The 25612-nt window shown below is 45.4% G+C and carries 15 protein-coding genes, 13 tRNA genes and 4 rRNA genes; 29 read left to right on the top strand and 3 right to left on the bottom strand.

What is annotated here, in order from left to right; all coding sequences use genetic code 11:
* Window positions 1-48 precede the first annotated feature (48 nt).
* On the bottom strand, window positions 49-798 hold the full coding sequence (gerD, locus tag MHI52_RS27430; RefSeq protein ID WP_076254717.1) for a spore germination lipoprotein GerD: 750 nt from the start codon (window positions 796-798) through the stop codon (window positions 49-51).
* 125 nt (window positions 799-923) lie between these two features.
* Here gerD and MHI52_RS27425 point away from each other — a divergent pair, with 125 nt between their 5' ends.
* Window positions 924-1556 (top strand): KinB-signaling pathway activation protein, encoded by a 633-nt coding sequence (locus MHI52_RS27425; RefSeq protein ID WP_047841115.1) that lies wholly within the window; start codon window positions 924-926, stop codon window positions 1554-1556.
* Between the two features lie 98 nt (window positions 1557-1654).
* Here MHI52_RS27425 and pdaB read toward each other — a convergent pair whose 3' ends face one another.
* Window positions 1655-2431, bottom strand: coding sequence for a polysaccharide deacetylase family sporulation protein PdaB (gene pdaB, locus MHI52_RS27420; protein WP_076254714.1), 777 nt, complete (start codon window positions 2429-2431; stop codon window positions 1655-1657).
* Window positions 2432-2553: 122 nt separating this feature from the next.
* On the opposite strand from pdaB, the gene MHI52_RS27415 reads away from it, so the two are divergent.
* From MHI52_RS27415 to MHI52_RS27325, 19 genes are all read left to right on the top strand, one after another.
* Window positions 2554-3171, top strand: coding sequence for a stage II sporulation protein M (locus MHI52_RS27415; protein WP_076254711.1), 618 nt, complete (start codon window positions 2554-2556; stop codon window positions 3169-3171).
* Between the two features lie 155 nt (window positions 3172-3326).
* Entirely contained in the window at window positions 3327-3557 is a 231-nt protein-coding gene (locus tag MHI52_RS27410; protein ID WP_017692114.1) for a hypothetical protein, read from the top strand.
* 480 nt (window positions 3558-4037) lie between these two features.
* A 16S ribosomal RNA gene (locus MHI52_RS27405) occupies window positions 4038-5590 on the top strand.
* A gap of 158 nt (window positions 5591-5748) precedes the next feature.
* A 5S ribosomal RNA gene (rrf, locus tag MHI52_RS27400) occupies window positions 5749-5865 on the top strand.
* Between the two features lie 36 nt (window positions 5866-5901).
* Window positions 5902-5978: transfer RNA gene (locus MHI52_RS27395), tRNA-Ile, on the top strand.
* 22 nt (window positions 5979-6000) lie between these two features.
* A tRNA-Ala gene (locus tag MHI52_RS27390) sits at window positions 6001-6076 on the top strand.
* A gap of 209 nt (window positions 6077-6285) precedes the next feature.
* A 23S ribosomal RNA gene (locus MHI52_RS27385) occupies window positions 6286-9211 on the top strand.
* 74 nt (window positions 9212-9285) lie between these two features.
* Window positions 9286-9402: ribosomal RNA gene (gene rrf, locus MHI52_RS27380) — 5S ribosomal RNA — on the top strand.
* Together the 16S, 23S and 5S rRNA genes with 13 tRNA genes alongside form the textbook arrangement of a ribosomal RNA operon.
* Before the next feature lie 84 nt (window positions 9403-9486).
* Window positions 9487-9562: transfer RNA gene (locus MHI52_RS27375), tRNA-Asn, on the top strand.
* Window positions 9563-9565: 3 nt separating this feature from the next.
* Window positions 9566-9638: transfer RNA gene (locus MHI52_RS27370), tRNA-Thr, on the top strand.
* 10 nt (window positions 9639-9648) lie between these two features.
* Window positions 9649-9720: transfer RNA gene (locus MHI52_RS27365), tRNA-Glu, on the top strand.
* A gap of 7 nt (window positions 9721-9727) precedes the next feature.
* Window positions 9728-9803, top strand: a tRNA-Val gene (locus MHI52_RS27360).
* A 9-nt stretch (window positions 9804-9812) separates the two neighbouring features.
* Window positions 9813-9887 (top strand) — tRNA-Gln (locus MHI52_RS27355).
* Window positions 9888-9896: 9 nt separating this feature from the next.
* Window positions 9897-9972: transfer RNA gene (locus tag MHI52_RS27350), tRNA-Lys, on the top strand.
* A gap of 6 nt (window positions 9973-9978) precedes the next feature.
* Window positions 9979-10059, top strand: a tRNA-Leu gene (locus MHI52_RS27345).
* Window positions 10060-10069: 10 nt separating this feature from the next.
* A tRNA-Gly gene (locus tag MHI52_RS27340) sits at window positions 10070-10144 on the top strand.
* An 8-nt stretch (window positions 10145-10152) separates the two neighbouring features.
* A tRNA-Arg gene (locus MHI52_RS27335) sits at window positions 10153-10229 on the top strand.
* Between the two features lie 15 nt (window positions 10230-10244).
* Window positions 10245-10318: transfer RNA gene (locus MHI52_RS27330), tRNA-Pro, on the top strand.
* Window positions 10319-10329: 11 nt separating this feature from the next.
* Window positions 10330-10400, top strand: a tRNA-Gly gene (locus MHI52_RS27325).
* Between the two features lie 234 nt (window positions 10401-10634).
* On the opposite strand, the gene MHI52_RS27320 is transcribed toward MHI52_RS27325, so the two are convergent.
* Window positions 10635-10982 carry a WGxxGxxG family protein gene (locus MHI52_RS27320; protein ID WP_076254974.1) on the bottom strand — a complete coding sequence of 116 codons (348 nt, stop codon included), beginning with the start codon at window positions 10980-10982 and terminating at the stop codon, window positions 10635-10637.
* Between the two features lie 577 nt (window positions 10983-11559).
* Here MHI52_RS27320 and ppc point away from each other — a divergent pair.
* The 9 genes from ppc (at window position 11560) to MHI52_RS27275 (ending at window position 25361) form a co-directional block, all read left to right on the top strand.
* Window positions 11560-14352, top strand: coding sequence for a phosphoenolpyruvate carboxylase (gene ppc / locus MHI52_RS27315; protein WP_076254976.1), 2793 nt, complete (start codon window positions 11560-11562; stop codon window positions 14350-14352).
* Window positions 14353-14612: 260 nt separating this feature from the next.
* Window positions 14613-15179 (top strand): RNA polymerase sigma factor SigW, encoded by a 567-nt coding sequence (gene sigW / locus MHI52_RS27310; RefSeq protein ID WP_036614044.1) that lies wholly within the window; start codon window positions 14613-14615, stop codon window positions 15177-15179.
* A 136-nt stretch (window positions 15180-15315) separates the two neighbouring features.
* Window positions 15316-15930, top strand: a complete 615-nt coding sequence (locus tag MHI52_RS27305; RefSeq protein WP_036614042.1) for a zf-HC2 domain-containing protein — start codon at window positions 15316-15318, stop codon at window positions 15928-15930.
* Between the two features lie 315 nt (window positions 15931-16245).
* On the top strand, window positions 16246-17082 hold the full coding sequence (gene cdaA, locus MHI52_RS27300) for a diadenylate cyclase CdaA (protein ID WP_017692119.1): 837 nt from the start codon (window positions 16246-16248) through the stop codon (window positions 17080-17082).
* On the top strand, window positions 17075-18568 hold the full coding sequence (locus MHI52_RS27295; RefSeq protein WP_076328833.1) for a YbbR-like domain-containing protein: 1494 nt from the start codon (window positions 17075-17077) through the stop codon (window positions 18566-18568). Before cdaA ends, MHI52_RS27295 begins: the two co-directional genes overlap by 8 nt.
* Window positions 18569-18641: 73 nt before the next feature.
* Window positions 18642-19982 (top strand): phosphoglucosamine mutase, encoded by a 1341-nt coding sequence (gene glmM, locus MHI52_RS27290; RefSeq protein WP_017692121.1) that lies wholly within the window; start codon window positions 18642-18644, stop codon window positions 19980-19982.
* Window positions 19983-20904: 922 nt separating this feature from the next.
* The gene (glmS, locus tag MHI52_RS27285; protein ID WP_036668148.1) at window positions 20905-22737 is read left to right on the top strand and encodes a glutamine--fructose-6-phosphate transaminase (isomerizing); all 1833 of its coding nucleotides are present in this window, start codon (window positions 20905-20907) and stop codon (window positions 22735-22737) included.
* Between the two features lie 163 nt (window positions 22738-22900).
* On the top strand, window positions 22901-23134 hold the full coding sequence (locus tag MHI52_RS27280) for a helix-turn-helix domain-containing protein (protein WP_405157996.1): 234 nt from the start codon (window positions 22901-22903) through the stop codon (window positions 23132-23134).
* A 448-nt stretch (window positions 23135-23582) separates the two neighbouring features.
* Window positions 23583-25361 (top strand): hypothetical protein, encoded by a 1779-nt coding sequence (locus tag MHI52_RS27275; protein WP_405157995.1) that lies wholly within the window; start codon window positions 23583-23585, stop codon window positions 25359-25361.
* Window positions 25362-25612 lie beyond the last annotated feature (251 nt).

Raw genomic sequence — 25612 nt, 5'->3', positions numbered from 1 at the left:
TTGGATGCAGGCTTTTCAGTATCTGTGGTGCGTAGTAACACCTACTGTTTATGATCCGCCGCCCGAATCTCCACTGCTTCCACCATCTCCGCCATCACCACCACCTTCGCCCTGACCCTCTTGCTGTCCGCCTTGCTCTTGCCCCTGTTGTCCGCCACTTTCTACTTTGGGTTGTAATTCCTCCTGCACAACCTTTTTAAGCAAAGTGAGTACTTCCATACGGAACAACGGGTTTTGCATCACTTCCTGCATGACAGTCATCGTCTGTTTACGATAATCGGGAGTCTTCGTCATATCCATGAACATCTTGGATACCTCAGGTGACTTCATGATGTCTTCAACAGACTTTTGATATGTGGGATCTTTAATCAATTGCATATGAAGTTGTTTACTTTGTGCGTTGATCACTTTGGCAAATTCACCCGCAAACTGCGGATCGGTCATGATCTTTTCGAATTCCTTCTTATATTCGGGAGCTGTGATGGTATCTTTTACTGCAATACGTATTTGTTCCGAAGATTGCACAGGCATTAACATTTTCATACCAATGGATCCTGAAGCACCACCCGAACCGCCGCCTTCTTCAGAACCGCTGCTTCCGCTGGATGAGCTTTGACCTGTAAGAGCTTCCTCCACCGCTTTCTTGCCTTCATCACTTTTCAAAATATCTACAACCATTGTTTTCATCTCTTTATAACTGCCCTGAGGAGGCGAAGAACTCTGATCTGAACCGCAGCCGGCAAGCATGACGGATAGCCCCAGTACGACACAGCATAGCTGCCACAAAGGCCGTTTCATGTGTACAATCCCTCCTTGATTAGATACTGGATGTAGTATGTGATGGGAAAGGGGGAAATATGTTGAGCAATGATGGTTTTTTGCTGAGAAGGTTGGTAAAATAAACACTCGGGGGTGGAAAACTTTTGAATTTACGTAGATGGTTTTTCCTGTTTTGGACAGCCTTGCTTATTGGGGCCGCGGGAGCATTGGGTACAGGATTGATTATGATGCTGGTGAACGGGGAGAAAACAAATGGATTGAATGATTTTCTTCTGTATCTTTTGATCCTATTTGGATCAGGGGTTATGATCAGCGTGTATTCACAAATGGGTTTCTTTGCATATCTGATATTGAATTATATGGGTAAAGGTGTATTTCCAAAGCGCGGTTGGCAGATCGTGCAGATTGTACTAACGGTATTAGCCCTGCTTGACGTGATGTTTTTACGCCTGTTTGTTGGGGGAGACCGGGAACGCATATCGGATATTGTGTTAGGTATCATTATTTTGGCAGCTGCAATTGTTACCGCTTACGTTAAAGTAAAGCTGACTCATATCTCCGCGCTTGTACCTACACTCTTTTTCATGATTGCCGTCACCATAGTGGAGACGATCGGCGTATTACGTATTGATGTGAATGCTGCAACCATATTTATTGTGGTTCCCTTGCTCCTATGTAATGCATACCAAATGCTGATATTGCACAGGCTGGTGGATGTATCGACGAACCGGAGTGTAAGTGGAAAGGCAGAACAGTTGAAAGAAAGCCGAGCATAGAATTCATTTTGCATAAAAAACATACCAAAAAGAGCTAACCTGGTTAGCTCTTTTCAACTTTTAAGCACATATTTGAGCTATAGCTCATAATTGAGTAATCATTGACCGCTGGATTGGTCACGAACTTCCTTACCTTCCACACTGGAATGATTGAGCAACTCAGACACGGTAACAAATTCATAGCCCTGATTTTTCAACTTGTCGATAATTACAGGGAGTGCTTCATGCGTTTGTTTGGAGGAATCGCTTGCATGCAGCAGTACGATGTCCCCTGGATGTGCCTTGCTTACTACGCGATCAACAATGGTCTGTACACCAGGGTTTTTCCAATCCAAGGAGTCGGTATCCCACTGCACAACCTGATAATTCAGACTATTGGCTACCTGAAGCACTCGCTTGTCAAAGTCCCCGTTGGGCAGACGTAGTAATTTCGGTTCTTTTCCCGTTAAATCGGTTAAAATGCTATGAGCTGTCGAAATTTCTTTGCGAATTTCTTCTTCAGTCAGGCTGCTGTAGTTCTCATGTCTGTGACCATGGCTGCCAATTTCATATCCTGCCTCTTTGATGGCAGTAACAATTTCGGGGTGTGTCTTGCTCCAGGGGGAGGAAAGGAAAAAGGTTGCCTTCTGCACTTTATTCTCCTGAAGAGCTTTCAGAATTGGCTCCGTCCGTTTATCCCCCCAGCTAATGTCAAAGGTGAGTGCGATTACCTTCTTCTCGGTTGGAACGCTGTAGACGGCGGATGGTGCTTCCTCCGAGAATACGGAGACATTGCCTCTCTCCAGATAGATAATACCGATCGCAAAGATGGCAGCAACGAGGACAATCAGGTACCGTTTAATCTTTTTGCCGCTAAATACATAGAACGAGTTCATTTCAATAAGCGCCCCTCTCCCATAAGAAATGCTTGTTTACTCTCCAATGTATGCTCGTACTGCCCAGTTATTCGTCACTGATCCTTGTTTGTCCATCATTTTAGATTCTACAGGAGGTTATTATGTTAAAATTCAGTACATTTCTTAAAGATCTTGGTTCCATCCGTAGTGCATTAATCTGGTCCGTAGTTTTGTTTGCTGTTGGTATAGGGGCAGGATGGGTGAGTACAGGGCCACTGGAAGAACTGTTGTTGAACCAAATCGGAGGATTACGTGAAGTCAGTGAACGGCTGGAGCAGGGGGGCAATGTGCAATGGAACTTCTTTCTGTTTATCTTTTTCAATAATGCCATCAAAAGTGTACTTGTCATCTATGCCGGTATATTCTTCGGAATTCTGCCTGTCATCTTCCTGCTGATCAATGGGATGGTCCTTGGATTTGTGGTGCACACCACGATGAATTATGGAGCAAGCTTCTATGAGATTGTGGTTAAAGGTTTACTTCCGCATGGCATTATTGAGATTCCGGTCATTATCATTGCTTGCGCCTTCGGACTGAAGTTTGGTGGTCTGGTTATCAAAAGCCTTGCACAACTTGGAAGTGACAAGCGAAATACGATGGGTACCCGGTGGAGAGCATTCATGAATAGGACGCTAACGGCATCCTTTTGGGTTGTCATCTTGCTTCTTGTTGCAGCAATCATCGAAAGCACACTTACGTATACTCTGGTGAGAGGATAAAATTTTGTGATGGTTGGCATTCATAAATTTTCAGAAAGTTGACCATAACAATAAAACGGGTTTCAGCAGCACCCACAAAAGCGAGAATGCACGGGGTGTTGCATGAAACTTGTGTAAGTGTGATAAAGAGGCTATGCACAAAAAGGAGAACTCTAATGCTGGGTATGTTGTTTAACGAGAAGGAATGCAAGGAACTAGACTATGTGCTGCGTAAAGAATTAGATGAGATGCTGTTCGATCTAAGTGATAATCGTCTTGACCAAGAGATCAAATATGCTATCGCGAGCCGATATAAGACTGTGTTCCGCATGTATGCACGCTTTGCCCCGCCAAAAGAGTTGTCCAAGTACGCCAGAGGTGGGAAGCTGAAAAAGTCGAAGCCATAATGCTGAAGCTGGTCATATATTCGATTTACAGTAGTGGAAGGGAGGTGCGGCTCTTCATAGCGGGTGCTGTACCTCTGAACTATGAGAATGTGAAATTGCTGAGGGGTTCATACTTTTTGTCGAAAAAGGGTTGACCTTTCTAATTTCATATGGTAAATTAATTTTCGTTCCTTTTTTAGGAGCGGTTCACGGAAACAAGCATGAAAATAAAGCGATTGAAAATAATCGAAAAAATAATGCTTGCAAAGAGAACTTCAACATGATATATTATAAAAGTCGCCGCTGAAACGACGACAACATGAAAAACAGCACTAAATTGAATGTTTGATCTTTGAAAACTGAACAACGAGTGAGTAAACATTCTGCTTGCAGAATGAAACGCGAAAGTTTGAGACAAGCCTTGGCTTGGATCGACTGGAGCACAAATGAGATTTTTAATCTCGTCAGATTCAAAATGAGCTTATCGCTCTTTTCAATACTTTATTGGAGAGTTTGATCCTGGCTCAGGACGAACGCTGGCGGCATGCCTAATACATGCAAGTCGAGCGGACTTGAAGAGAAGCTTGCTTCTCTGATGGTTAGCGGCGGACGGGTGAGTAACACGTAGGCAACCTGCCCTCAAGTTTGGGACAACTACCGGAAACGGTAGCTAATACCGAATAATTGTTTTCTTCGCCTGAAGAGAACTGGAAAGACGGAGCAATCTGTCACTTGGGGATGGGCCTGCGGCGCATTAGCTAGTTGGTGAGGTAACGGCTCACCAAGGCGACGATGCGTAGCCGACCTGAGAGGGTGATCGGCCACACTGGGACTGAGACACGGCCCAGACTCCTACGGGAGGCAGCAGTAGGGAATCTTCCGCAATGGGCGAAAGCCTGACGGAGCAATGCCGCGTGAGTGATGAAGGTTTTCGGATCGTAAAGCTCTGTTGCCAGGGAAGAACGCTTGGGAGAGTAACTGCTCTCAAGGTGACGGTACCTGAGAAGAAAGCCCCGGCTAACTACGTGCCAGCAGCCGCGGTAATACGTAGGGGGCAAGCGTTGTCCGGAATTATTGGGCGTAAAGCGCGCGCAGGCGGTCATTTAAGTCTGGTGTTTAATCCCGGGGCTCAACCCCGGATCGCACTGGAAACTGGGTGACTTGAGTGCAGAAGAGGAGAGTGGAATTCCACGTGTAGCGGTGAAATGCGTAGATATGTGGAGGAACACCAGTGGCGAAGGCGACTCTCTGGGCTGTAACTGACGCTGAGGCGCGAAAGCGTGGGGAGCAAACAGGATTAGATACCCTGGTAGTCCACGCCGTAAACGATGAGTGCTAGGTGTTAGGGGTTTCGATACCCTTGGTGCCGAAGTTAACACATTAAGCACTCCGCCTGGGGAGTACGGTCGCAAGACTGAAACTCAAAGGAATTGACGGGGACCCGCACAAGCAGTGGAGTATGTGGTTTAATTCGAAGCAACGCGAAGAACCTTACCAGGTCTTGACATCCCTCTGATCGATGCAGAGATGTATCTTTCCTTCGGGACAGAGGAGACAGGTGGTGCATGGTTGTCGTCAGCTCGTGTCGTGAGATGTTGGGTTAAGTCCCGCAACGAGCGCAACCCTTATATTTAGTTGCCAGCACTTCGGGTGGGCACTCTAGATAGACTGCCGGTGACAAACCGGAGGAAGGTGGGGATGACGTCAAATCATCATGCCCCTTATGACCTGGGCTACACACGTACTACAATGGCCGGTACAACGGGCTGCGAAATCGCGAGATGGAGCCAATCCCAACAAAGCCGGTCTCAGTTCGGATTGCAGGCTGCAACTCGCCTGCATGAAGTCGGAATTGCTAGTAATCGCGGATCAGCATGCCGCGGTGAATACGTTCCCGGGTCTTGTACACACCGCCCGTCACACCACGAGAGTTTATAACACCCGAAGTCGGTGGGGTAACCGCAAGGAGCCAGCCGCCGAAGGTGGGATAGATGATTGGGGTGAAGTCGTAACAAGGTAGCCGTATCGGAAGGTGCGGCTGGATCACCTCCTTTCTATGGAGAATCGTTTCCTGCAACGGAAACATTCAAATACGCAGGTTCTTAGAACCTGCAACAGCGATTCATTTCGGTCCGTCACTTCGGTGTGGATGAACTGAAGAGCACAAGCAACTCACTCGTTGCTCAGTTTTGAGAGCTCAAACTCTCAAACGTTTGGTGGCGATAGCGAAGGGGTTCCACACGTTCCCATCCCGAACACGACCGTTAAGCCCTTCAGCGTCGATGGTACTTGGACCGCAGGGTCCTGGGAGAGTAGAACGCCGCCAAGCGTAACCCATTTTGGGTTCAAATAGTATATGTAATGTGGGCCCTTAGCTCAGTTGGTTAGAGCGCACCTCTGATAAGGGTGAGGCCGGTGGTTCGAGTCCACCAGGGCCCACCATATATACCTTTAAACTTTATATGGGGCCATAGCTCAGCTGGGAGAGCGCCTGCCTTGCAAGCAGGAGGTCAGCGGTTCGATCCCGCTTGGCTCCACCAAAAAAGTTTTACAAGTTTGTTCTTTGAAAACTAGATATCGAAACGAAACAAACGCGAATTAGAACATTCCTTTAAGCTGAACTTGTGCAAACAAGTCAAGTGTATAAAGGTAGTTAAATTGCTTTTGTGATGGTATCGGGTGAGAGTGACTTTTGGATTTGGACGTAGTCCAAATCAAGGGAAGCGAGCGACCGAAACCGGAACAAAATGGTTAAGCTACTAAGAGCACACGGAGGATGCCTAGGCGCTAGGAGCCGATGAAGGACGTGGCGAACAACGAAACTGCCTCGGGGAGCTGTAAGCAAGCTTTGATCCGGGGGTGTCCGAATGGGGAAACCCAGCTGGGGTAATTTCCAGTTACTCATAACTGAATACATAGGTTATGTAGAGGCATACCAGGGGAACTGAAACATCTAAGTACCCTGAGGAAGAGAAAACAATAGTGATTCCGTCAGTAGCGGCGAGCGAACGCGGAGAAGCCCAAACCAGAGAGCTTGCTCTTTGGGGTTGTGGGACGTCTCACATGGAGTTACAAAGGAACCGGTTAAGCGAAGAGGTCTGGAAAGGCCCGCCAAAGAAGGTAAAAGCCCTGTAGTTGAAAGTTGGTTCCCTCCGAGACGGATCCCGAGTAGTGCGGGGCACGTGAAACCCCGTATGAATCCGGCAGGACCATCTGCCAAGGCTAAATACTTCCTAGCGACCGATAGTGAAGCAGTACCGTGAGGGAAAGGTGAAAAGCACCCCGGAAGGGGAGTGAAATAGAACCTGAAACCGTGTGCTTACAAAAAGTCAGAGCCCGTTTTAGGGGTGATGGCGTGCCTTTTGTAGAATGAACCGGCGAGTTACGTTCCCGTGCAAGGTTAAGGTGAAGAGCCGGAGCCGCAGCGAAAGCGAGTCTGAATAGGGCGAATTAGTACGTGGACGTAGACCCGAAACCGGGTGATCTACCCCTGTCCAGGGTGAAGGTGCGGTAACACGCACTGGAGGCCCGAACCCACGCATGTTGAAAAATGCGGGGATGAGGTGGGGGTAGCGGAGAAATTCCAATCGAACTCGGAGATAGCTGGTTCTCCCCGAAATAGCTTTAGGGCTAGCCTCGGAAAACAGAGTCGTGGAGGTAGAGCACTGATTGGGTGCGGGGCCCGCAAGGGTTACCAAGCTCAGTCAAACTCCGAATGCCATAGACTTACTTCCGGGAGTCAGACAGTGAGTGCTAAGATCCATTGTCAAAAGGGAAACAGCCCAGACCATCAGCTAAGGTCCCCAAGTGTGTGTTAAGTGGGAAAGGATGTGGAGTTGCACAGACAACCAGGATGTTGGCTTAGAAGCAGCCACCATTGAAAGAGTGCGTAATAGCTCACTGGTCGAGTGACTCTGCGCCGAAAATGTAACGGGGCTAAACACACCACCGAAGCTATGGCTTGATGCTTTGCATCAGGGGTAGGGGAGCGTTGTATAAGGGTTGAAGGTGTACCGTAAGGAGCGCTGGACATTATACAAGTGAGAATGCCGGTATGAGTAACGAAAAGATCAGTGAGAATCTGATCCGCCGAAAGCCTAAGGGTTCCTGAGGAAGGCTCGTCCGCTCAGGGTAAGTCGGGACCTAAGGCGAGGCCGAAAGGCGTAGTCGAAGGACAACAGGTCGAAATTCCTGTACCACCGTAAGCCGTTATGAGCAATGGGGGGACGCAGTAGGGTAGTGACGCGGACTGATGGATGTCCGTCTAAGCAGTAAGGCTGATGTGTAGGCAAATCCGCACATTGTAAGGCTGAGCTGTGATGGGGAGCGAAAATTATAGTAGCGAAGGTCATGATCTCACACTGCCAAGAAAAGCCTCTAGCCAGGTGATGGTGCCCGTACCGCAAACCGACACAGGTAGGCGAGAAGAGTATTCTAAGGCGCGCGGAAGAACTCTCGTTAAGGAACTCGGCAAAATGACCCCGTAACTTCGGGAGAAGGGGTGCCCCGGTAGTGTGAATAGCACGAGGGGGCCGCAGTGAAAAGGCCCAAGCGACTGTTTAGCAAAAACACAGGTCTGTGCGAAGCCGTAAGGCGAAGTATACGGGCTGACGCCTGCCCGGTGCTGGAAGGTTAAGGGGAGTGGTTAGGAGCAATCCGAAGCTGTGAACCGAAGCCCCAGTAAACGGCGGCCGTAACTATAACGGTCCTAAGGTAGCGAAATTCCTTGTCAGGTAAATTCTGACCCGCACGAATGGCGTAACGACTTGGGCGCTGTCTCAACGAGAGATCCGGTGAAATTTTAATACCTGTGAAGATGCAGGTTACCCGCGACAAGACGGAAAGACCCCATGGAGCTTTACTGCAGCTTGATATTGAATTTGGGTACGATCTGTACAGGATAGGTGGGAGCCTTTGAAACGTGAGCGCCAGCTTGCGTGGAGGCAACGTTGGGATACCACCCTGATCGTATCTAGGTTCTAACCTGGTACCGTAATCCGGTGCGGGGACAGTGTCAGGTGGGCAGTTTGACTGGGGCGGTCGCCTCCTAAAGAGTAACGGAGGCGCCCAAAGGTTCCCTCAGAATGGTTGGAAATCATTCGAAGAGTGCAAAGGCATAAGGGAGCTTGACTGCGAGACCTACAAGTCGAGCAGGGACGAAAGTCGGGCTTAGTGATCCGGTGGTACCGCATGGAAGGGCCATCGCTCAACGGATAAAAGCTACCCTGGGGATAACAGGCTTATCTCCCCCAAGAGTCCACATCGACGGGGAGGTTTGGCACCTCGATGTCGGCTCATCGCATCCTGGGGCTGAAGTAGGTCCCAAGGGTTGGGCTGTTCGCCCATTAAAGCGGTACGCGAGCTGGGTTCAGAACGTCGTGAGACAGTTCGGTCCCTATCTGTCGTGGGCGTAGGAAATTTGAGAGGAGCTGTCCTTAGTACGAGAGGACCGGGATGGACGTACCGCTGGTGTACCAGTTGTTCCGCCAGGAGCACCGCTGGGTAGCTATGTACGGACGGGATAAACGCTGAAAGCATCTAAGCGTGAAGCCCCCCTCAAGATGAGATTTCCCAGTATGTAAGACCCCTTGAAGACGACGAGGTAGATAGGCTGGGGGTGGAAGTGCAGCAATGCATGGAGCTGACCAGTACTAATCGGTCGAGGGCTTATCCAATAGCAAGTTGTAATTCGCGTGTTCCGTTTCGAATCTAGTTTTCAGAGAACGATCTCTGAAATGTAAGCTACGCGTTTGGTGGCGATGGCGGAGGGGTTCCACGCGTACCCATCCCGAACACGACCGTTAAGCCCTCTAGCGCCGATGGTACTTGGACCGCAGGGTCCTGGGAGAGTAGGACGCCGCCAAGCGAACTCTTTCATCATACATAGAAAACAGGCTCTGCATGTGGACGTTGTACGATGAATTGCATTTGCCCTGCAAATGCATATTATTCCCTGATAGCTCAGTTGGTAGAGCACTCGACTGTTAATCGAGTTGTCACAGGTTCGAGCCCTGTTCGGGGAGCCATTTGCTCTCATAGCTCAGTAGGTAGAGTGCATCCATGGTAAGGATGAGGTCACCGGTTCGATCCCGGTTGAGAGCTTTGGAAATGGGGCCCGTTGGTCAAGGGGTTAAGACACCTCCCTTTCACGGAGGTAACAGGGGTTCGAATCCCCTACGGGTCATATAGTTGGAGGCTTAGCTCAGCTGGGAGAGCATCTGCCTTACAAGCAGAGGGTCGGGGGTTCGATCCCCTCAGCCTCCACCATATTTTTATTGGGGATTAGCCAAGCGGTAAGGCAACGGACTTTGACTCCGTCATGCATAGGTTCAAATCCTATATCCCCAGCCATTTTAGTATGAGTCATTAGCTCAGTTGGTAGAGCACCTGACTTTTAATCAGGGTGTCGAAGGTTCGAGCCCTTCATGACTCACCATCATATGCGCGTGTGGCGGAATTGGCAGACGCACTAGACTTAGGATCTAGCGTCTTTGACGTGGGGGTTCAAGTCCCTCCACGCGCATCCTTTATTTGCGGAAGTGGCTCAGCGGTAGAGCATCGCCTTGCCAAGGCGAGGGTCGCGGGTTCGATTCCCGTCTTCCGCTCCAATATTTTTGCGCCCTTAGCTCAGCTGGATAGAGCGTTTGACTACGAATCAAAAGGCCGGGAGTTCGAATCTCTCAGGGCGCGCCATTATTTTTTTAGTATCGGGATGTAGCTCAGCTTGGTAGAGCACCTGGTTTGGGACCAGGGGGTCGCATGTTCAAATCGTGTCATCCCGATTTTTGTTTACGCGGGTGTAGTTCAATGGTAGAACTTTAGCCTTCCAAGCTAATAGCGTGGGTTCGATTCCCATCACCCGCTTACAGGACATAATGAAAGAGCCTTTGCAGATGCAGAGGCTTTTTTATTTTTATTAACGAAATAATCAGCAGTTATTTTATATAATAATTTATGTAAAGTATAATACAGGTTCATTTAAAAAAGTGCCAAGACCCCTTTGCTATCCAAATAGGGAGGTCTTGGCTCTTCTGTTTATCTCTGTCGATGAGCTGCTTCTAAGACGTAGCAGCTATTGTAACGTGATGTGAGTACAATCTAACGTTCGTTGTGATCCGTCACTCTTTTACGCATGCCAGCTAATCCAAGCAGTCCCAGCAAACCGAGCCAGCCCCAATCCATGCCGTTGTCACGGTCGGTTGTTGTGGCGTTTGCACGAACACTGTTGGTACGATAGTCACCATTGTTGCGGTAGTTTCCATCCATGTTCATATTCATGTTGGAATTAGTGTTTGTGCGGTCCATGTAGTTGGTGTCCTGATAAGACCGGACACGTGAGCCGGTTGTATCCATTCCTTTGGACATATGACCATCAGCAGCAGCAGGGCCAGCCATCGCGGCCACCAGAAGCACGGAAGCAATAATTGTAGTACCTTTCTTCATCATTTGAATTCCTCCTTTTTGGTTAGAGCTACAGATTAATCTGCCCAAGAAGACAAGGACAATATGTAGAAATAGTCTGTTAAGATATACCTTTGAGTCCAATCGAATAACAACATACATAAGAAACTTGCCTAGTAAGCAGACTGTAGTGGGAAGAAAATTATAATTACATCTTTAATTTATTGCGTCACTGTGGTAAAGTATACAAAAGCTTGCTTTGCCGGTCATGTTTCTTTGTATATCATCTGTTCTCAAACAATGAAATTATGCGGTTTAACCTTAATATCAGGTACATGGGATCATATCTAAAAGAACTGTATATTTATGAGTTTTTAAGAATAGGTATGAGACTTTTGATTTATCTAAAGTACGTGAAAAAGGTATCATGCGACAGTATATGACCATTAATTGAAGCAGAACAAGAAAATGAATAAAAAAGCGTGTTTTTGTGCTGTAAATCGGGGATAATCCCCATTTTTTCTAGTAGAAAAATAAAGATTTTCGTACCATTTTATTGTATGATGTTATGAAGGTGTCAAATTTACGTGTACGAATGGAACGATCAGATGGGAGGATAAGCATGACTGAAACTATGGTAACCGCCAGCAAAAGCCAATCCAACAACCTGCTTCGGCGAGACGTGCGGTTCCTGGGCAATATACTCGGAGAAGTTCTTGTCCATCAAGGCGGCACGGAGCTTCTAGATATCGTTGAGAAGATTCGGGAAACGAGCAAGTCGTTACGTGCAGAATTTCTGCCAGAACTCTATGCAGAGTTCAAAACGATGATCCAGGAATTAGACTCGGACAATCGTCACCAGGTTATTCGGGCTTTCGCTATTTATTTTCAATTAGTTAATATTGCTGAACAAAACCATCGGATCCGGCGTAAACGGGATTATGAACGTTCTGCTGGGGACGCTGTGCAACCAGGATCGATTGAGAAAGCAGTACAGGATCTTAAGGAACGTGGACTGTCTCATACAGAGGTGGAAGAGATTCTCGACGATTTGTCGTTGGAACTCGTTATGACAGCTCACCCAACCGAAGCTATGCGCCGGGTTATTCTGGACATCCATAAACGGATATCCGAAGATGTCATGTCACTTGATAATCCTACGCTGACGTTGCGTGAACGTGAACAGTTGCGTGAGAAGCTGCTGAATGAGGTTATTACACTCTGGCAGACAGATGAACTTCGCGACCGCAAACCGACTGTGCTTGATGAAGTGCGGAACGGGATGTATTACTTTCATGAAACGTTGTTCCACGTACTTCCGGATGTATATCAGGAGCTGGAACGCTGCCTGAACAAATTTTATCCTGACCATGACTGGCATGTGCCGACGTATTTGCGGTTCGGTTCCTGGATCGGTGGAGACCGGGATGGAAATCCTTCGGTAACTTCAGATGTAACATGGCAGACACTGTTGATGCAACGCAAGCTTGCTTTGCGTGAATACCAACGGATTATGATTGAACTTATGGGCCATCTCAGCTTCAGCACAAACATCATTCATGTATCGGATGAGCTGGTGCAGTCGATTGAGCAGGATCGTAATTCTGTTACATTGAAAAAAGTGGATATCTGGCGGAATGAAAAAGAGCCATACCGCATCAAATTGGCTTATATGATTGCCAAGCTGAACAATGTACTGGATGAAAACAAATTAGGTCAGCCTGACCGTTATCATAGCGCACAGGATTTGATTGATGAACTGATGATTATTGATCGAAGTCTGCGCCATCATTTTGCCGATTACGTAGCAGATACGACCATTCGCAAAATGATTCGTCAAGTCGAGTTGTTTGGTTTCCATACCGCAGCATTGGATGTGCGTCAGCACAGTAAGGAACATGAAAATGCGATGTCTGAGATTTTGGCGAAAATGAACATTGTAGAGGATTATGCGCGTCTGACTGAAGACGGTAAAATCGATCTGCTTGCTCGTTTGCTGGATGATCCACGTCCACTTACTTCTCCTTATCACCAATACACGGAGGGAACCAAAGAGTGTCTGGATGTCTTCCGTACCATCAAGCGTGCCCAGAACGAATTTGGGAACGGCTGTATCACAAGTTACCTGATCAGTATGACGCAGGGCGCAAGTGATTTGCTGGAGGTTATGGTATTTGCCAAAGAAGTGGGCTTATTCACCAAAGGTCACAACGGTGACGTTGTATCTACACTTCAAGCGGTACCGCTGTTTGAAACGATTGATGATCTACATGCGGCTTCGGACATTATGCAGAAGCTGTTCAACCTTCCTGTATACCGCGCAAGCGTAAAAGGACGGAATGAACTGCATGAAATCATGCTTGGTTATTCAGACAGTAACAAGGATGGCGGCGTGGTTACTGCCAACTGGGAACTGCGCGTAGCGATGAATGCCATCACGGCTGTAGGCAATGAACACGGCGTTAAGCTGAAGTTCTTCCATGGACGTGGCGGGGCTCTTGGACGTGGCGGCATGCCACTCAACCGCAGTATTCTTGCTCAACCACCACATACGATTGGTGGGGGCATCAAGATTACGGAGCAGGGAGAGGTTATTTCTTCCCGTTATTCCCTTCAGGGGATTGCATACCGCAGTCTGGAGCAGGCAACTTCGGCTCTAATCACAGCAGCACTTAATGGGCTTGAGCCGCAAGAGTCAGCATCCGAACGTCATTGGGACAGCATCATCAAAGAGATTTCGGAAGTATCTCTGACGAAATATCAGGATCTGATTTTCCGTGATCCAGACTTCTTCACCTTCTTCAAGGAATCCACACCGCTTCCAGAGGTGGGTGAACTGAATATTGGTTCACGTCCGTCCAAGCGGAAGGGTAGCGACAAGTTCGAAGATCTGAGAGCAATTCCTTGGGTATTTGCTTGGACGCAAAGTCGTTATCTGCTTCCGGCATGGTATGCGGCAGGAACAGGATTGCAAAGTTACTATCAGGATAAAGAGGAAAATCTGGTTGTCCTGAAAGAAATGTATGCAAGCTTCCCATTCTTCCGTACATTAATTGATACGGTACAGATGGCCGTAGCCAAGGCAGATCTGGTCATTGCCAAAGAATATTCAGCCATGACTTCGAACAAGGAAGCCCGTGATCGCATCTACGGTCAGATTGAAGCCGAATTCAAGCTCACAAAAGAGCTGATTCTGAAAATTACGGGAGAAGCTGAAATTCTGGATGATGTACCGGTTATTCAAGAATCCATTCGCCTTCGTAACCCTTATGTGGATCCGTTGTCCTACATGCAGGTTCAACTTCTGAGCGAGCTCAGAGATATGCGTGAACGTGGTGAGGATGATACGGAACTGCTTAGAGAAGTGTTGCTGACAATCAATGGAATCGCTGCAGGACTTCGTAATACAGGTTGATTATCAATTTGTTGTGAATGATGATTATATGTAATAAAGTACCCATTACTTTGTTAACTAAAAAGCTCCATTCTCTGCTCTACGGAGTAAGAGATGAAACGGGACTCCTGCGGGAGTTCCCGTTTTTACTGTTTTTGGCGGATATTTGTCATACAGTCTTGATTTTTGACCAAAGTTGATTTACGATTTGATTGGTGAATTACAAGTGTGGACGGGTATCAGAAGACGGAAGACCCATCAGCATGTCTGGGGGAATAAGGGTGGACAATTTGGAGAATAGGCTTATTAAACTGGTGCTCAAGGGCGACCAGAGAGCCTTTGCAGAAATCGTTGAACTATATAAGGACAAGCTATTTCATTTGGCATACCGGATGCTGAACAATCGTCATGAAGCTGAAGACGTTGTGCAGGAGACGTTTTTGCGTGTGTTTCGTAATATGGAGAAGTACGATCCGAACCAGAAGTTCTCAACCTGGATATACCGGATCGCAACGAATCTGTGTATTGACCGACTGCGCAGAAAGAAACCTTCATACTCATTGGATGCTGAACTGAATGATCAGGAAGGATCTGATGGTTATGCGATGCTCCCGAGTGATGATCGTACACCTGAGAGTGAAGCGCTCCTGTCAGAAACGCAGACACTCATTCGTGAGGCCATTGACAGTTTGCCAGCCAAGTATAAGTCCGTTATGATTCTGAGATATTTACAGGACTTGTCGCTACAGGAAATCAGTGATGTGACAGGTATGCCCGTAACAACGATCAAGACACGCGTTCATCGGGGCCGTGATTTTCTACGTAAAAAATTGGAGTATAAGTTATAAATGTTAAGCGCCTTTAAATATGGGCGAAATTATTTGAAACATATCCGAAACGGATGCGTATGTAATGTATGCAAGTCTTATGCGTGCTTTTTAATGGCACATGGACTAAGTGATTTAAGAAAGGATTGGCTCTCATATGGATTGCAACTCGGCCGTCTCTTTAATGCATGAATGTTTGGATGAGTCGTTGTCCCCGGCCCAGAAGGTTGAACTGAAAAGTCACCTTGTGATCTGTCCGGATTGTCGCATGCGCTTTAAAGAGTTGGAACAGACGGAAATGTTACTCTTTGCCATGAAACACTATTCACCGTCTGCCTCTGATGAGCTGACCAATCGAATTATGAATGCTCTGCCCCAGCCCAAGAGACAGCAAGCATGGCTCAAATGGGTCAAAGGACATCCCGCGCTGACGGCGGCAGCCTTCTTTTTGGTCGTGATGCTCTTTAGCGCCTTGAATTTCTGGAATCAGAATAACGAAATGGTTGTTAAGGGAAATAATCTGGACCAGATCGTGATTCAGGGTAACACGGTTATTGTTCCTGAAGGTAAGTCAATTGCTGGCGATCTTACGATAGAAAATGGAACCGCACAAGTATATGGTGATGTGAACGGCAATCTGACGGTTATCGACGGACAACTGTTTCAGGCTTCAACGGCGCATATTTCAGGTCAGGTGAAAAGTATTGATCAGGCGCTGGACTGGTTCTGGTACAAAATAACCAATATGGTAAATGAAGTGGCTTATCGCTAGAACAGGGTAAAATTCTTCAATGGTATATACCAAGCAGGGTACCTCCAGATTGCATGGGGTACTCTTTTTTTATACGCAAACTTTGTAATTAATGGTAAATGTGATGTTTATGTGCAGTTTGAGACTGCCGTAACTTGCAACCTGAACGTTAACGTTATAACCTAGATACTAAAGAGAACATACTACTACATATAGATAAGCATTTTGCACAAATCAAATAATGCAAAAATGCGGAGACAAAGGATTATATAAAATCCTAATGGGTTAATATGAGATCAGGGTTTACTCATCAATGGGGATAGCGGGGGCTGGCTTATGAATTATTTTGCTGACTTAACGTGGACAGAGTCCATTAAGGACGTTATCGATATATTGATCGTTACCTATATTATGTACAAACTGATTTTGCTTGTGCGGGGGACACGTGCGGTTCAGCTCCTAAAAGGGATTCTGTTCCTTGTGCTGATCTGGGCATTAAGTACGTGGCTAAACTTGTATACGCTCAAATGGTTAATGAACCAGATGTTTACGTTTGGTGTCGTTGCGGTCTTCATTATCTTTCAGCCGGAACTACGTCGTGGTCTGGAGCAATTGGGACGCGGTAAGCTGTTTGGACGTTCAGCGGCAGCGAGTGATGAAGAACTAACCGTGTTAATTGGTGAGATTATTAAGTCAGTTAATTATTTGTCACGGCGTAAAATTGGCGCTTTGGTCGTATTTGAACGTGAAACAGGTCTGAACGATTACACGGAATCGGGCATTAAGATGCATTCTCTGGTCAGCTCGGAGCTGATGATTAACATCTTTATTCCAAATACACCGCTCCATGATGGAGCCGTTATTATACAGGGAAAACAGATTTCGGCGGCAGCTTGTTATTTGCCATTATCAGAGAATCCTTTTATCAGTAAGGAATTGGGAACACGTCACCGTGCAGCAATCGGGATTACCGAAGTTGCAGATGCGATCTGTTTGGTTGTCTCCGAGGAGACAGGACAAGTGTCACTGGCAATGAATGGACAGGTCGTTCGTGATATTAAGGAAGAATCGCTGATTGCCAAACTGTATGAGGAGTTGCGCCCAACATCCAATCTGAAAAAGAATGGCTGGACAACCTTCTGGAAACGGAAGGGAGGACGTAACAATGGATAAGTGGTTTAACAATAATAACTTTGCCAAAATACTTGCGCTTGCGGTGAGCCTGCTGCTCTGGTTCATGATTCATCTGGATGAAGTACCAACCACCCCTACGATTACAACAGGGACAACCAACAAGGTTGTGGAACGTACGGTGCCTGTTCAACCTTATGGATTAGACAGCAACAGCTATGTGCTCACTTCATTAAGTACGGATGAGGTCCGGCTGGAGATCAAAGGACAGCGCTCAATGCTAACATCGATTTTTACGAATGACGATTACAAGGTACTGGTCGATCTGAGTCAGGTGAAAGATGGGTCCAATACACTGCCACTTGTACCTGATTTGCCTTCCGGGGTAGAAGTGGTCAGCATGGAACCTTCCATGGTTACGGTGAACGTAGAAAAATTGGGCACCAAATCCTTCAATGTGAATATTGTACCCGAAGGGGAACCATCCGCCGGATACAGCGCTGGAACGCCCGTAACTGAACCTTCGACGCCGGTTAAGGTAACTCTGCCCGAAGGGCAACTCGAGGCTGTAGCGAAGGTCCAGGGCAGTGTGAGCGTGAAAGATGCCAAGGAAGATGTCATACAGAAAAAAGTGAAACTTCAAGCATACGATGCTGAAGGCAAGGTCCTTGAAAATGCGATTATAACGCCTCAAACGGTTGAAGTCCGAGTTCCGGTCAATCAGCCCTATACATCTGTACCCTTAAGAATCAAATATTCGGGACAGCTTCCGGAAGGCCTGGTACTCTCCACGGTAGAGCCAAACGTGAAAGAAGTCTCGGTTTATGGATCAGAGGATGCGCTTGCAGGTATACAGTCCTACGACCAAGTAACCCTTGATCTTACACAGTTTGATCAGTCGGGTACATCGACAGTTAACGTGGACTTGACGCCGCCTTCCGGTTTTGAGAAAATCGAGCCTAGTTCGATTCAGATCAAGGTAACCATATCACCATTTGACGAGGCAGAGGAGACAACCAAAGTCTTTCCGAACGTCCCCATCACACTTACCGGTGCGGGGAATGGACTGGAAGGGACGCTGGTTACGCCTCGAAGCGGCGGTCTGAACCTCACACTTACAGGCTCAGCAAGTATGCTTGAGGGTCTGAGTAGTGATGATCTCACGTTAACCGGGGATCTTGCTGGACTTGCGGTCGGAACGCATGAGATCAAGCTTGAAGCCGACCTGCCCCGTTATGCCAAACTGGATGAATCATCCACTGCATTAAGTGCGACGGTCAAAATTAGCGAAAAGGCTGAAGATACCACGACCACTCCTGGCGAAGAACCGACGGACGAGGGAACGGTAGCACCTGACCCAACACCAGCCGAGGTTGAAAATGGGGAAACAGAGCCTGTTCCTGATGAAGAAGAAACGGAATCGAATACGGATACTCAGGATCAGGGTCAACAGGGGAGCACAAGCAGTCGAGGTAATTTAAATAATAATAACAGCGGTACTGGCAGTAAAAGTGGCGCGAATCCGTAAACGTTCTAATTTTAAAATTCTCAAAAAAATAATAATAGTGCTCGTATATGATGCGAATAGAAGGAGTTAAATCATGGGGAAATATTTTGGTACAGATGGTGTAAGAGGGGTTGCCAATAAAGAGTTAACGGCAGAGCTGGCTTACAGCATTGGACGTTGTGGTGGTTACGTGCTTGCAGGTGGTGTGGAAAGACCAAAAGTGGTTATTGGCATGGATACTCGTATCTCGGGATTGATGTTGGAATCCGCATTGGTTGCAGGTCTGTTGTCCATTGGCGCTGATGTGATCCGTCTGGGCGTTGTATCCACTCCGGGAGTGGCGTATATTGCACGTTTGTTGAAAGCTGACGCGGGCGTGATGATCTCGGCTTCCCACAATCCGGTTGAGGATAACGGAATCAAGTTCTTTGGTGGAGATGGCTTCAAGCTGTCTGATGAAACAGAGAACCGGATTGAAGAACTGATGGATGCGGAGACAGATCAATTGCCACGGCCAGTTGGTGGCGGGCTGGGTACTGTAACAACAGATGAGGAATCCCGTTATCGTTATCTTGATTTCCTGAAAACAACTGTAAATGAATCGTTCTCTGGACTTAAAATTGTTTTGGACTGTGCAAACGGAGCAGCTTATGAACTGGCACCAAAATTGTTTAGTGAACTAGGAGCAGAAGTCATTGCCATTGGCGCTGAGCCTAACGGCCTGAATATTAATGAGCAATGTGGATCAACTCATCCAGAGAACCTGAAACAAGAAGTGCTCAAACATAAAGCAGATCTGGGTCTTGCTTTTGACGGGGATGCGGATCGTCTGATTGCTATTGATGAGACAGGCGCTGAGGTGGATGGAGACTTCATTCTGTGTATCTGTGGTGATGCGATGAATCGTGCAGGCAAGTTGAAGGACAGTACTGTTGTATCGACCGTTATGAGTAACATCGGATTCTACAAAGCAACAGAGAAACTTGCACTGAAAACAGCTAAAACGGCAGTAGGTGATCGTTATGTGATGGAGGAAATGCGTCGCGGCGGTTACAACTTGGGTGGAGAACAATCTGGCCATGTTATTTTCTTGGATTACAATACAACTGGAGACGGTATGCTGACTGCGATTCAACTCGTGGATACGCTCAAGGCTTCCGGTAAAAAACTGAGTGAACTAAAAGCGCTAATGACCCAGTACCCACAAGTATTGGTGAATGTGCGTGTTGAAGATAAGAGCAAATACGAGGGCAATGCTGCAATCGAGCAAGCTATTGCTACAGTAGAACAACAACTCGGGGATAATGGACGTGTACTCGTTCGTGCTTCAGGTACTGAATCTCTGATCCGTGTTATGGCGGAAGGACCAGATAAAGACGAACTTGAACAATTTGTGTCTCAAATCGCAGATGTGGTGCAAAAAGAGCTGGTATAGGACCGGAAGAAATCCCATGTGCATACGGTTTTCTAAAGGGAATTGTTGTGTATAAAGGGTATGATATAACAGGATTTAGGACATATAGTGCGTGTTCAAAAAGTCTGGTTTTCAGTACCGAGAAGATGGAATGAAGATAGAAATGGAGTAGCGGAGCGTAGGGAAACTACGTGAGCAACGGACATTTCGGCTGAATTTCATATTCGATGCTGATTATGCCAATAGGCATGATTCGTAATCAAAAGCGGACTTTTTGAATTTCCTCTAAAGATGGATATTCCTGCGTCCCGGCCTGATGAGACCATAGGTCCGTTTATCCGGTCGGGATTGTAGGTAAATATGCTAAAATTGTCACAGGTACTTTGCTCCATTGCAAAATGGACCTGACGTGCATATAATGAGTGGAGTCGTCATTCAGACACAGAAAGTGAGGAACGTAAGGTTACAGTTATACAAGCGCCAGAGCTTGGAGTTGCGCGGGATGATGTTGATCAGGATTTCTTCTAGGTTGAAGAACGCTGATTAAGATCAACGGCAATCAAGCTGACGAGGTGGAGGTGTTCGGATTGTTCGGCGGGGACCTCCCGGTGAAGCACCAGAGCCGTAAACCGGATTGCGGAAAATGGATAGGTGACTGTCCACACAACGCGCCGGTGCAGGTGCAAGAGTTAAACTAAAATTCAAATGAATGTGCGTGAAGAGCGTAAACAGTACGCGGACGGGAAAATGATGTACATTCATGATTGCATTCATTACAGCTTATGATGACAGCGGGGCGACACGAGGTCGCTCTGATCATTGATAATTGAATAAGTACCAAGTATTCATGAAACGCTAGGCAATCACTCATTTTTCCGATATGCCGCCTCTGCCTGTTTCTCTTCGTGACACAGTATTCATATACAAACGGAGGAAATAAATTATGTGCGGTATTGTTGGATATATTGGTAATAAGAACACTCAGTCGGTATTGGTTGAAGGATTGAAGAAACTCGAGTATCGTGGTTATGATTCTGCAGGTATCGCAGTATTCACACCGGAAGGTCTGCAAATCACGAAAGCTCTTGGTCGTCTTGCGAACCTTGAAGCCAAGCTGGATGGTGCACCACTGGTAGGTAATGCCGGAATCGGACACACACGTTGGGCAACTCATGGTAAACCATCGGATGAGAACTCTCATCCACACACAGATGGAAGCCAGAAGTTCTCTGTTGTGCATAACGGTATTATTGAGAACTACCTGGATCTGAAGGACGAATTGATGGCTCAAGGTCACACGTTCACTTCCGAGACAGATACTGAGGTTATCTCTCACTTGATCGCACGTGAATACAATGGTGATATCGTCAAAACAGTTCAAAAAGTGATCACGTTGTTGCGTGGCGCATTTGCACTGGGTGTATTGACAGAGCATGAGCCAGAGAAACTCGTAGCAGTGCGTCAAGCAAGCCCATTGATTATTGGTATTGGTGAAGGCGAGAACTTCATTGGTTCCGACATCCCGGCAATTCTGGAACATACACGTAACGTGTACATTCTGAATGATGGCGAAATGGCTGTATTGACACATGATGCTGTCGAATTGATGACGATTGAAGGCAACTTTATTTCTCGGGAAATGATTCGTGTCGATTGGGATGCTGTAACCGCAGAAAAAGGCGGATTTGAGCACTTCATGCTGAAAGAAATTCATGAGCAACCAAAAGCATATCGTGATACTATGCTGGGTCGCATCGATAATGAAGGCAAAAAAGTTCAACTTCCTGAGTTGAAAATGACTGAAGAACAAATTAAAAATATCCGTAACGTTCAAATCATTGCATGTGGTACAGCGTACCATGCAGGTCTGGTTGGACGTACAGTGATTGAGCAATTGGTACGTATTCCGGTTGAAACAGATGTGGCTTCCGAGTACCGTTACCGTTCCCCAATCGTGCACAAAGATACACTTGTAATTGTAGTGAGCCAATCCGGTGAAACTGCCGATACGCTTGCTGCATTGCGTGAAGCACAATCCAATGGTGCACATGTACTGGCAATCACAAACGTAGTGGGCAGCTCCATTGCACGTGATGCAGATGATGTTATCGCAACATTGGCAGGTCCTGAAATTGCAGTAGCTTCTACCAAAGCGTATACTTCGCAATTGATCGCGTTTAACTTGCTTGGTCTGTACCTTGCACAAGTTCGTGGTACTCAATCTGCAGAAGAGATTGAACACACGCTGGCAGCAATGCAAGCATTGCCTGAGCAAGTGGAATCCATGTTGGAGCAAGCGGAAGCAATCAAAGGATATGCAGAGCAAATCTCCAAACATGAACATCTCTTCTTCATTGGCCGTGGTCTTGACTATGCAGTAGCTCAAGAAGGATCTTTGAAGCTGAAAGAGATCTCTTATATTCACTCCGAGGCGTATGCTGCGGGTGAGTTGAAACATGGTACGCTTGCATTGATCGAAGACGGTATCCCTGTTATTGCCCTGGCAACGCAGGAGAACGTACTTGAGAAAACAGTGAGCAACATTAAGGAAGTAAAAGCACGTGGCGCAGATGTATTGGCAATTACGTACGAAGAGCACGTAGCACCATTGCTGAAATCCGTAGACCAAGCGTTTGCGATTCCTAAGACGCTGCCACTGCTTAGCCCTGCTTTGTCTGTAGTTGCGCTGCAATTGCTGGCATACTATGCTTCCCTGGCACTGGGTCATGATGTAGATAAACCACGTAACCTGGCGAAAAGTGTAACGGTTGAGTAAGGTATTCTGTACAAATTAGTTTATCGTTGTTCAGTTACAATATAGTTGGTAAGTGAAATGATGATCAAGATTAATAAAATCAATAACTTGTAGAGTAATATTAAACAGTCCTGATGATTAAATGTCATCAGGACTGTTCTTTAATTTGTAGGGGGTTGTTAATTTGTCCACCATTGGAGAACGAATTAGAAGCATCCGGAAGCTACATAAGTATAATCAAACGGAGTTCGCAGTAATCATTGGGGTTTCTCAGGGGACACTGAGTGAGTTGGAACTAGATAAATATAAACCTTCGTTAGACATTGTTATGGCACTTCACGATCAATTTAAAACAGATCTCTATTGGTTAGTTTATGGACTTGACCAAGTCAGTGATGTCGTATATCGCGTTCCATAATAGTACAAAAGCTTCATTGTACGACGATGATTCACACTAAACGAGAAAAGTTACCTATTAGTCGTGCGATGATTGAGCAGGTAATTGAAACAACGGAACAGTATCATGAGCGTAAGCGTTTGATGGGATAATATGAGTCTACAACAATCTAAATGAGCAGTGTATGTATGGTCTAGATCTGTTTTTTAATTAAATTCAGATGATAATAACAATATTAGGAGTGAATTAGGTGATATTCGAAATAACAGATGATATGATAGAACAAATTAAAAATTGGGATTCATGTAAACCTATTGATGTTTCAGGGGCGAAGTTCTCGTACACTTTTATTCCCACAGCCATTGGTCTTGTGATTCAAGTAGAATGCGATGTTTGTAAGAGAAAATTAAAGTTTTGTGATGATGATTAAAATAATCATTTTGGATATTTTCTAAAGGAGAATTGGCTGATGATAAAGTTTGTAATGATTAATAAGAAAAACAGCAGGAACTTTGAGTTTCATTCCTATACGGAACAAATTATGGAAAAAGTAAAGTCAGATCTGAATTCTAACAGTTTAGAGTTCTATTCAAACAAGGAAACAATACGTAAGTGTACTTTTGAATATAAGCAAACAGATTTTTTTGTAACATTTACAGTTGCAGCAACTCATGAAACAGTCCAGCTTAAAGTAGATGTTATTCTTCCTTCTAATGATTCATCGAATTTGGAGTTACATGATCTTAAGATAAAAATTAAAGATTCAATGATTGCTGATTGGGAGCAATGTGTTTGGTTAGAGGACACTCAATCTGAACTTTTTGCTGAAGAATTGTACAAGAAAGTACATAGTGTAGAAAATTCTCTAAGAAGACTGATCAACAGCATAATGTTTTTTAAGCTTGGGGGGGACTGGTGGGATAGATATATGCCCTATGATTTGATCAATAAGTATAACCAAAGAAGTGATCAATATAGACGTCGCACTCCTAGTTTTGACAATATACATACTAATCTGATGTCTATTGATACAGGCGATTTAATTCGAATACTGAATTATAAGACATATAAGTTGAAGAGGAATAGCATTTTTCGCGAACCTGATGAAATGAATCCGTTTGAGGGTTTTGCTGAGCCACTAAATGCTTTAACTAGAGACGAAAAAGAGAAGCTTTTCCTTTTCCAAAGCATAATGAATAGTATTTTCTTTAACACTAAATCAATCGAGAAGTTGCACCCTAATCTATTAGAAAAATTAGAAGAACAAATGGAAGTAGATAAAGATTTTTGGGAAGATTATTTTCTTCCTTGGTTTTCCTGTGACTCCAGAAAATTTAGTGGCCTGTGGAATGAATTTACTACAGATCGAAATCATGTTGCTCATAATAAACTGATAGATTTAAAATTGAGGGATAAGTTCAATAAAAGCATGGATGAGCTCCAAAAATTGATTGCAGAAGCCGAGGAGAAGTTTGATGCATATACGGAGACGGAAGCAGCAAGTTACTTGGAAGAAATAAGATTTGAGGCTGAAGTGAGTGAAAGACAAAAAGCTGATGATTGGAGAGAATCTGTAGAAGAAGCAACTGGCATTCGTATTCTTGATGAGAGTGAGATTATTGAAGAATTCCAAGAAAACTTGACTGCCAGTTTTGATAACATAAAAGATATGTTTTATTATCGCTCGGATTTGGAATTTTTATATAATGAACCTACTCTTAATGAAGAGTCCATTATATTTACAATTGAGCACAATGTAACAAGAGATGATATACAGGTGATTGTCTTACCCGATATTGATTCTTCTGCAGGAGCTACAAGTACAGTAACATTGCGTGTAATAACAAATGATAAAGAGGAAATGTTTGATCTCTATTATACGAATGGAGAGGCAGAGTACAACGATGAGCAAACAAATTATATGCCTTTAGTTCAAGATCATTGGGAGGTCACCTCTGGATTGTCTAAAATGGAAAAGTTCTTATCATCTCTGATTTCTTCAGATTTTCCAGAAATCACAGAGGATGAGATAGCCAATGTACCTTGTCATCATTGTGAATCCTATTCGGTATATTATCTAAGCGATGAAGAGTCAGACGGAGAGAGTACGTTAAGGTATAGCATGGGAGAATGCCTTAATTGTGGCACAGTAAATTCATTAGGATTTTGTATGAGATGTGATAAAACTCTAAACCAAGAAGAGGACGGACTTTGTGATAGTTGTGAAGCTTACATTGATGCGCAATGAAGTGGTTTGATTATAAAAAAACTTATATGTGACATTGGTAACTGTTAGATCAAAAGAATCTGTAAATAAATAATGTCAAAACAAAAATATTGGTCCTGATGACGATAAGTCATCTGGTAAATAAGATCATTAGAGATATGAGTAGTCAAAAAGATCATTATAAGGATCTATTTGAGAATGAATATTACGAAATTACTAAAGTCATGAATAACTTTTAGAATTCGTCACATGATTATTTTTATAAGCGATGT

It is taken from the genome of Paenibacillus sp. FSL H8-0283, assembly GCF_045040675.1.
GTDB lineage: Bacteria > Bacillota > Bacilli > Paenibacillales > Paenibacillaceae > Paenibacillus > Paenibacillus amylolyticus.
Note: the sequence above shows the minus strand (reverse complement) of the source record. Positions and strands in the feature narration are given on the sequence as shown.